Origin of the sequence: Methylobacterium sp. 285MFTsu5.1 (assembly GCF_000383455.1) — a bacterium.
GTDB lineage: Bacteria > Pseudomonadota > Alphaproteobacteria > Rhizobiales > Beijerinckiaceae > Methylobacterium.
Map to the genome: position 1 here is coordinate 1 of NZ_KB911331.1, position 7207 is coordinate 7207.

Genomic DNA, 7207 nt, shown 5'->3' on the forward strand with positions numbered 1-7207 from the left:
TACGCGCTGGCGACCGGCCTGCCGGTCGAGGTCGTGCCGGAGGTGGGCTTCAGCTACGACCGGCTGACGCGGGGCCGTGTGTCCGAGCGGGGCGGTCTGGTCGGGCAGGGCTTCGGCGGGCAGGGCTTCGCGGTGGCCGACCTCGACGCGGCGCGCAGCCTGGTCGGCGGGCGGGTGACGAGCTGGGCGGTGGCGGGCATCCCGGACCTGCGCCTGGAGGGCCGGGCGTACTGGGCGCACGAGCTGGCCGACACGGCGGCGGTGATCCGCTCGAGCCTGTTCGGGGCGGGGTTCGCGGGCCGGACGAGCGCGCTGGGCCGGGACGGCGCGGTTCTGGGGGTGAGCCTGACGGGGGGGGTCGCCGAGGGCGTGCGGCTGTCGGTGGGCTATACCGGCGACGTCCGCCCGGGCGCCACCGCCCAGGTGTTCACCGCCGGCCTCCAGGCCGCGTGGTGAGGGGCGCCGCCTTTACTTGGCCGGCGCCGTGGTCCGGAGGCGCGCATGCGCGGGAGAGACGGCCCGGATAAGCCACCGCCCGAGCCCGCACCGGCAGCCCGCCGGCGCGGCTTCTTCCGGCGCGTGCTCGACGGTCTCGAAGCCGTCGAGCTGCTGGTCCAGGCGGGCCGGCTGGTCTGGTGGCTCCTGAGAGGCCTGTGGCTGGCCGCCGGCGCGATCGCGCGCCTCTTCGGGGACCGCTGACGCGCGGCGCCCGCAGCAGCGCGGGAATCGATGCCCGCGCGGATGTTTCACAGGAAACATCCGCCGCGCCGCCGCGGCTCGCGCCACCGACAGCCGGGAAACGTCAGCCGAACAGCGCCCGCGCCACGACCTCCGGGTCGATCGGCTTCTGGCAGAGAGCGACGGCGCCGTGGAGCGAGGGCACGGCGACCGGATCGTAGCCGGTCGCGAACAGGAAGGGCACACCGCGCGCGTGCAGCGCGTCGGCCACCGGATAGACCAGCTCGTCCTGCAGGTTGATGTCGAGGACCGCGGCGTCGATCTCGGTCGTGCCGGCGATCAGCGCCAGCGCCTCGCCGACGCTCGCGACCGGACCCAGCACCTGGGCGCCGCCTTCCTCGAAGCCGGACTTGAGATCGACGGCGATGAAGTAGTCGTCCTCGACGAGCAGGACCCGCCTGCCGGCCAGCGCGCGTGGTTTCGAGGTCATGCGGGGTTGCCTGCGGCTTCTCCCTCGGGGAGCGGGATGTTGATCGAGCAATGTAGCGCCGTGGCGCCGAGTTCGTAGCTGGTCGTCGCCTTCAGGGCGTAGGGTAGGGCGTGCTCGATCAATTCCCGACCGTAGCCGCCCCGCGGCGCCGCGTCCGCCAGCTCCGGTCCGCGAACGAGACCCTCCTCCACCCATTCCACCAGCAGCCGGCCGCCGCCGTCGTCCGCCCGGTAGGTCCGCCACGTCACGCTCAGGCGTCCCTGCGCGGTGGTGAGCGCGCCGTATTTCAGCGCGTTGGTGGCGAGCTCGTGCAGGGCCAGCGCGAAGGTCTGCACCGTCGCCTTGCGCAGCCGCACCACGGGCCCGTGCAGCCGGATGCGCGCCGGCATGGCCGGGGCGTCGAGGGCGGCGAGTTCCGTCTCGATCAGGGAGCGGAGCGTGATCGGTTCCTGATCGGAGCGCGAGAGGAGGCCCTGGACCCGCGAGAGGGCGGACAGGCGATCGTTGAACCGCTGCCGGAACGTCTCGCCGGGCCCGGTCTGGGCCATGGTCTGCTTGGCGATGGAGCGCACGACGCCGAGGAGGTTCCGGGTCCGGTGCTGCAGCTCGGCGACCATGACCTGCTGCCGCTCCTGGAGCTGGCGCAGATCGTCGATGTCGGTCGAGGTGCCGAGCCACTCGACGATCCGGCCCTGCGCGTCGCGGACCGGCGCGGCGCGGGTCTGGAACCAGCAGAACCGGTCCTCGGCGGCGTTGCGGAGCCGGTGCTCGAAGGAGAGGTGGCCGCTTACCGGCGCGTCGCGCCACGCGGCCGCGGCGACCGCCTCATCGTCCGGATGGACCGCCGCCAGCCAGCCCCAGCCCAGGCTCGTCGCGTCGGTCTGCCCGGTATAGGCGTGCCATTGCGGGCTCGACCAGATGCAGGCCCCGTCGATCGCGGCGCGCCAGACGAGCTGGGGGATGCCCTGGGCGAGGGTGCGGAACAGCTCCTCGCTCGCGCGCAGGCGGCGCTCGGCCAGAACCCGCTCGGTGCTCTCGACCACGATGGCGATGACCCCGGCCGGGCGCCCGTCCTCCCCGAAGACCGGCGAGTAGTCGAGATTCATCCAGACCGGCTCGGGCCGGCCGTAGCGGTGCAGGGTCAGTTGCTGGTCCTTGTACGACAGCGTCCCGCCGGCGAGGCCGACGCGCATGACGTTGTCGTTGAAGTCGGCGACCTCCGGCCAGCCCTCGCGCACCTTCGAGCCGAGGAGCTCGGGATGGCGGCCGCCCGCGAAGCCCGAATAGGCGTCGTTGTAGATCATGATGCCGTCCTCGCCCCAGAGCAGCACGATCGGCACCGGCGATTGCAGCAGCGTGCTGACCGCGAAGACCAGGCTCTGCGGCCAGTCGGCGATGGGACCCAGCGGCGTCCTCGCCCAGTCGAAGCTCCGGACGAGGTCGGCGAGCTCGCTGCAGCCGGCCGAGAAGATGCGGGCCTCGCTCATGCGGTGACCGACTCGTGAGACTCCGGCTCGGGCGAGCGCAGAGGGTGGAAGCCCGGTCCGCGACCGGTCGGGTCGGCCGGCCCGGCGTGCGGGTCACGCCGACGCTACTACACCGCTCCTCTGCCCGGTAGGGGCGCCGCCGGCTCCGGCCCGGTCGCGTCGTCGGGCCGGCAGACGGGTTCTAGCCGCGGCCCGCGGGCTCCGGGAAGCGCCGGGCGAACCAGTCGCGCAGGATCTGCCGCTCGTAGTAGAGGCCGCCGGTGGAGAAGCGGGGATTGGACGTCAGCAGGAAGTTGATGTCCGTCACCGTGTCCGCGCCCTGTGACACGGTGCGGCCGCCGCGACGCAGGCTGTAGGCGAGGCGGATCCGCGGCGGCGTGGCGTCCGTCACGACCCGCAGGCCGGTCGGGGTCGCGAAGCCGGGCCGGTCGAAGCCCGCCAGATCGACGTCGAGCACCGTGATGTCGAGACGCTCGTCGGGGCGGAGCCGCGCCGTGCCGAGATCCGTGAAGATCCGGGTCAGCTCGGCCAGGGTGACCCGGAGCGGCTGCCCGGAGCCGAAGCGGTTCTCGGCATCGGTGAACCGCTCCGGCGCGGCGTAGCGCACGGCCACCTGCGCCTGTGCCGCCGGCTGTGCCCGGGCGGGGGCCGCGGACGACCCGATCACCGAGAGCGCGGCCGCGGCCGCGAGCGCGGCCGATCTTCCGGCGAGACGCGTGCGCATACCGAACTCCTCTCCGCGTGTGGCGGCCTGACCGGGGCAGGCCTGCCGGGAAGAACCGCCCGAACGGGGCCCGGTATCCAGTGCCCCGCTCGGATGTCCGGCTGCGACCGAATGGCGCCCGACCGTCCATAGTCTCGCCGTGATCCGGGCGCCTCGTAGCGCTCCCGGCCCGAGGGGCGAGCCGGTCATGGGAGTCCGACGCGCATGATGAACTCTGTTCTCGCGCTTCTCACCGTCGTGGCGGTGCTGGTGGTCACGGCGCTGATCAAGCTGCCGCTCCTGCCGTTCCGCCTGGTCGGCCGCCTGCTGCGGAGCCGCCCGGCGGCGGCCTGACCCGCGCCGCTCAGGCCGCCGCGTCGATGACGAATTCCATCCCGCGACCCGGCCCCTGATCGGAATAGTCGACGAGCGCCAGACCGCGCTCGGCCAGGGTCGCCTCGACGGTGTCCCGCTCCCGGCGCACCATCTGACCCACTGCCAGCGGGGTCAGCCGGGGACTCGCGCGCCGCAAGCGGTCGACGCCGATATGGGCCGGCGTGCCCGCGTCCTCGGCGATCCGGGCCAGGGCCAGACCCAGGTCGCGCGCCTTGGTCTCGGCGGCGGATCTCGGCTTGAACGCCATCTGCTTCTCCTTCTGCTCGGCCACCCGTCTCAGGCGGCCCGCCTGTCGACGCACACATCCGGGAAGGCCCGGATCCAGACCCGGCGGCCCTTGGCGTCGTAGACCTCGACCTGCCAGCCCGACCAGTCGAACCGCTCCACGACCCGCTCCATCAGCGCGAGCGCGACACGATCGGCGTGGGCCCGCACCTGCGCCGCGTTCGGAAACCGGCTGCCGCGCAAGTCGGTCACCAGCTCGTGGCCGTCCGTGCAGTGGAAGCGGTAAAGCCGCGTCGGCATTGAGCTTCCCTCGATCAATCCACAGCACTCCACCGCGATCCGGGAACGGGGCGCATCCGCGGTTGAACCCACCGCGCCGATGCGCTTTGTTCGTGATATGTTCTATACGGATTCGGACGGCGATGCACCCAGATCCCGAGGCGGCCCCTGCGGAGATTCGTCTCAGGGAGGCCGAGACGATCGCCGTGGCCTATCACAGGGCGGCGAAGGGTGACGCGTGGGCCGCGCTCGTCGCGGCCATCGCGGACGCTCTGGTCGATCTCGACGCGCTGGAGCGGCGCCTCGCCCGGCAGGGCGGGCTGATATCGCTGGGCTACGCCCGCGGCCGCACCGGGGCGGGCGGGGTCCGGGAGAAGCGCCGCGCCGGCCCGGAGGGTTGACCGCCCGGCGATGACCGCGCGGTCGGCCGGGCAGCCGGCGGTCTCGCCGCCCGGGCGGCGACGCGCCTGTCGGGGATCAGTGGTCCGTGCCGCCGCGCCGCGCCATGGCGCCGGGCTGGCCCAGGCCGATCGCCTTGGCGAGGGCGGAGCGCTGCTCGGCGTAACCGGGGGCGACCATCGGATAGTCGGTCGGCAGGCCGTAGCTGTCGCGGTAGCTGCGCGGATCCAGGCCGTGGCTGGCCAAGTGGCGCTTCAGCGTCTTGTAGAGCTTGCCGTCGATGAAGCTGACGATCCCGTCGTGCCGGACCGACTTGCGGATCTGGGCCGCGCTCGGCTTCTCGACCTCGGCCTGCGGGGCCGCGCCGGCCTGCGCCGCCGGCGTCCCGGCGACGAGTCCGCTGATCGCGCCGTGCACCCGTGCGATCAGGGCCGGCAGCTCCGCGGCCGGCACCGGATTGTTCGACACGTAGGCGGCCACAAGCTCGGCGGTCATCACGGCCAAGGTGTTGGATGTCTCATCGAAGGTCTCATTCATGATCGGACTTCCAGCGAGCGATTTACGTTCCCACGGTTTGGGCGCGGCAAGGGTTTAAACAGCGTAAATATAGAACGAAGACTCGATGAATATCTCTAGATTTTCTCGCGCCGTGCGGAGGCCGACGGGTGCGCCGTTCGTTGCACGTCCGCATCGACCGCAGAGGATCTCGGCGCGTCCGGACGGGGGTGACCCAGCTGACCGCGCGACAGCCTCGAACGACGCCGATCAGCGACCCCGCGCGCCCGCAGGCGACTTCGACGGGTGACCCGCGCGCCCCGGCACAGGCAAAGCGCCGCGCCTTGAGGGCGATGGACGGATGAAGGGGGTTCGCGCGCCTCAGCCGGCGCCGTACCCGCCCTTCCGGTTGTCGGGCTGCGGCGCGGGCGGTCGGGTGTCGTAGCCGCCGCTCTCCGGCGCCGCGTCGGAGCCGGGATCAACGGGGCCCGGGGCGTGGGGACCGCTGCCGCCGGCCGCCGGGTCGGCCCGCTTCTCCGGGGCTGCCGGCCGGCCCGGCGGGACCGTCCCCAGGGCCTCGCGTGCGGCGTCGACATCCTGTCCCATCCGTCCCTCCCTGCGGTCCTTCGTGTAGGGCCAAGGCGGGAGGTCGCCGCATGTTCCCCGCGCGGCCGGCGCGGTCGCCGGGACCGGGCGGTCCGGCCCCGTCCCCGATCAGGACCGGCGTACCGGGCGATGCGTCAGCGCGGCCTCATTTCCGCTCGCCGGTGGGGTTGGGCGTCGCGGACGTGTCCGGCGCGACCGCCGGATTGACGGGCGTGACCTTCGACCACGTGGCCGCGATCGCCACGATGGCGAGCAGCAGGACGATGAAGATGCCGATGAGGGTGAGGCGCTTCATGTGGCGGGTCTGGGTCTTCCGTGCGGGGGCCTGAGGGCGGGGAACGGCCGGGACGGCCGATCGATCCCGGCCGGAACGGGATCCTGCGGCCGCGGACCCGCACGGCCGCGACCGTCACGATCCCGCCGGGCGCGGCCGCGCCAGGGCGGCGGCCGCGTGCCGGGCCAGATCCTCGAGCCGGCGGACCGTCGCGTCGTCCGGGATGACCGAGGCGCACCAGTAGGCGCCCAGTGCGGCGACGGGCTCGGGCGAGCCGATCGGAACCATCACGAGGCTGCGCATCGAGGTCAGGCGGTAGAGGGCGAGCGGCACCCGGGGATCGCACTCGATGTCCGGGATCACGATGGTCGCGTCGTCGAGCATCGCGCGGCCCGAGATGCACGCCGTCAGCGGGAACCTGCGACCGCGCCACAGCGGCTCGATGGCGTCCTCGGCGGCGTAGAAGGAGGCGTCGCCCTCGCGCAGAACCACCGCGATCCCGTCGGAGCCCGCGATCTCCCGCGCGGTCTCGCGCAGGATCGCGACCGTGTCCTCCAGGGACCGGGCGGTCGCCAGGCGGTGGGCGGCCCGAACCAGACCCGAGGCGGGATCCAGGGAGAGTTCATCCATGTGGGACGCGGCCGCGAGCACTCCGATCGATCGGGCAACGCCCCATGCGGTGCCGCTGTACAAGTTTGTCGGGCACCGGCGCGGTGGGCAACAACCTGGATCAAGCGTTTCGCCGACGGAATCGGGCGCGCGGAGATGTGCGGTCGCAGCGTGCGCATATTGGTCGTCGCGGCGGACCTCCGCGACAGAAGTCGCGAAATAGTTCCGCGACACCGGATCACGACGCCGCGATGATGTGCTCCAGCGCACCTTTCGGTCCACCGGCTCCGGACCCCCGCCGGCGCTGTTGCAACAATGCACTATCGCGCCCGCACATCCTGACGTCCTGTCCGCCCCGCACACATCCCGTCCAACGGGAGACAGAGGACCAGATGATCAAGAAGCTTCTGCTCGCGAGCGCCGCCACAGCTCTCCTGACCGGCGCCGCCTCGGCCGCCGACCTGCCGCGCCGCGCCGCCCCGCCGCCGGTGTTCACCCCCGTCCCGGTCTTCACCTGGACCGGCGCCTACTTCGGTATCAACGCCGGCTACGCCTTCGACGCCAGC

Annotated in this window: 13 protein-coding genes and 1 pseudogene; 5 read left to right on the forward strand and 9 right to left on the reverse strand. The window is 72.7% G+C overall.

Annotated features, from left to right (window positions below):
• Nucleotides 1-456: autotransporter domain-containing protein (locus H288_RS33345; RefSeq protein ID WP_043713726.1), on the forward strand; the 456-nt coding region annotated here is incomplete at its 5' end.
• Nucleotides 457-501: 45 nt separating this feature from the next.
• Nucleotides 502-699: a hypothetical protein gene (locus tag H288_RS0131430; protein WP_020096521.1), complete on the forward strand. Its 198-nt coding sequence runs from the start codon at nt 502-504 to the stop codon at nt 697-699.
• Nucleotides 700-802: 103 nt separating this feature from the next.
• Here H288_RS0131430 and H288_RS0131435 read toward each other — a convergent pair whose 3' ends face one another.
• The 3 genes from H288_RS0131435 to H288_RS0131445 all read right to left on the reverse strand — a co-directional run bounded on the left by H288_RS0131435 (nt 803) and on the right by H288_RS0131445 (nt 3379).
• On the reverse strand, nt 803-1168 hold the full coding sequence (locus tag H288_RS0131435) for a response regulator (RefSeq protein ID WP_020096522.1): 366 nt from the start codon (nt 1166-1168) through the stop codon (nt 803-805).
• Nucleotides 1165-2655: an HWE histidine kinase domain-containing protein gene (locus tag H288_RS0131440; protein ID WP_020096523.1), complete on the reverse strand. Its 1491-nt coding sequence runs from the start codon at nt 2653-2655 to the stop codon at nt 1165-1167. The genes H288_RS0131435 and H288_RS0131440 overlap by 4 nt, the downstream gene beginning before the upstream one ends.
• 181 nt (nt 2656-2836) lie before the next feature.
• A complete protein-coding gene (locus tag H288_RS0131445) occupies nt 2837-3379 on the reverse strand; it encodes a DUF3016 domain-containing protein (protein ID WP_020096524.1) in 543 nt (180 codons plus the stop codon).
• A gap of 204 nt (nt 3380-3583) precedes the next feature.
• Between H288_RS0131445 and H288_RS36375 the strand changes: the two genes are divergently transcribed.
• On the forward strand, nt 3584-3712 hold the full coding sequence (locus H288_RS36375) for a hypothetical protein (protein ID WP_020096525.1): 129 nt from the start codon (nt 3584-3586) through the stop codon (nt 3710-3712).
• 10 nt (nt 3713-3722) lie between these two features.
• On the opposite strand, the gene H288_RS0131455 is transcribed toward H288_RS36375, so the two are convergent.
• Together H288_RS0131455 and H288_RS0131460 are read right to left on the reverse strand one after the other, a co-directional pair.
• On the reverse strand, nt 3723-4001 hold the full coding sequence (locus tag H288_RS0131455) for a hypothetical protein (protein ID WP_026605481.1): 279 nt from the start codon (nt 3999-4001) through the stop codon (nt 3723-3725).
• A 29-nt stretch (nt 4002-4030) separates the two neighbouring features.
• Nucleotides 4031-4279 (reverse strand): hypothetical protein, encoded by a 249-nt coding sequence (locus tag H288_RS0131460; protein ID WP_020096527.1) that lies wholly within the window; start codon nt 4277-4279, stop codon nt 4031-4033.
• Between the two features lie 122 nt (nt 4280-4401).
• Here H288_RS0131460 and H288_RS0131465 point away from each other — a divergent pair, with 122 nt between their 5' ends.
• On the forward strand, nt 4402-4659 hold the full coding sequence (locus tag H288_RS0131465; RefSeq protein WP_020096528.1) for a hypothetical protein: 258 nt from the start codon (nt 4402-4404) through the stop codon (nt 4657-4659).
• A gap of 76 nt (nt 4660-4735) precedes the next feature.
• Here H288_RS0131465 and H288_RS0131470 read toward each other — a convergent pair whose 3' ends face one another.
• The 4 genes from H288_RS0131470 to H288_RS0131485 all read right to left on the reverse strand — a co-directional run bounded on the left by H288_RS0131470 (nt 4736) and on the right by H288_RS0131485 (nt 6662).
• Nucleotides 4736-5194, reverse strand: a complete 459-nt coding sequence (locus H288_RS0131470; RefSeq protein ID WP_020096529.1) for a MucR family transcriptional regulator — start codon at nt 5192-5194, stop codon at nt 4736-4738.
• A gap of 339 nt (nt 5195-5533) precedes the next feature.
• A complete protein-coding gene (locus H288_RS0131475; protein ID WP_020096530.1) occupies nt 5534-5758 on the reverse strand; it encodes a hypothetical protein in 225 nt (74 codons plus the stop codon).
• A 145-nt stretch (nt 5759-5903) separates the two neighbouring features.
• Nucleotides 5904-6053 carry a hypothetical protein gene (locus tag H288_RS35800; RefSeq protein ID WP_020096531.1) on the reverse strand — a complete coding sequence of 50 codons (150 nt, stop codon included), beginning with the start codon at nt 6051-6053 and terminating at the stop codon, nt 5904-5906.
• 114 nt (nt 6054-6167) lie between these two features.
• Entirely contained in the window at nt 6168-6662 is a 495-nt protein-coding gene (locus H288_RS0131485; RefSeq protein ID WP_026605482.1) for a GAF domain-containing protein, read from the reverse strand.
• 371 nt (nt 6663-7033) lie between these two features.
• Between H288_RS0131485 and H288_RS36200 the strand changes: the two are divergent.
• Nucleotides 7034-7207, forward strand: a pseudogene (locus tag H288_RS36200) (porin family protein); the annotation flags it as partial.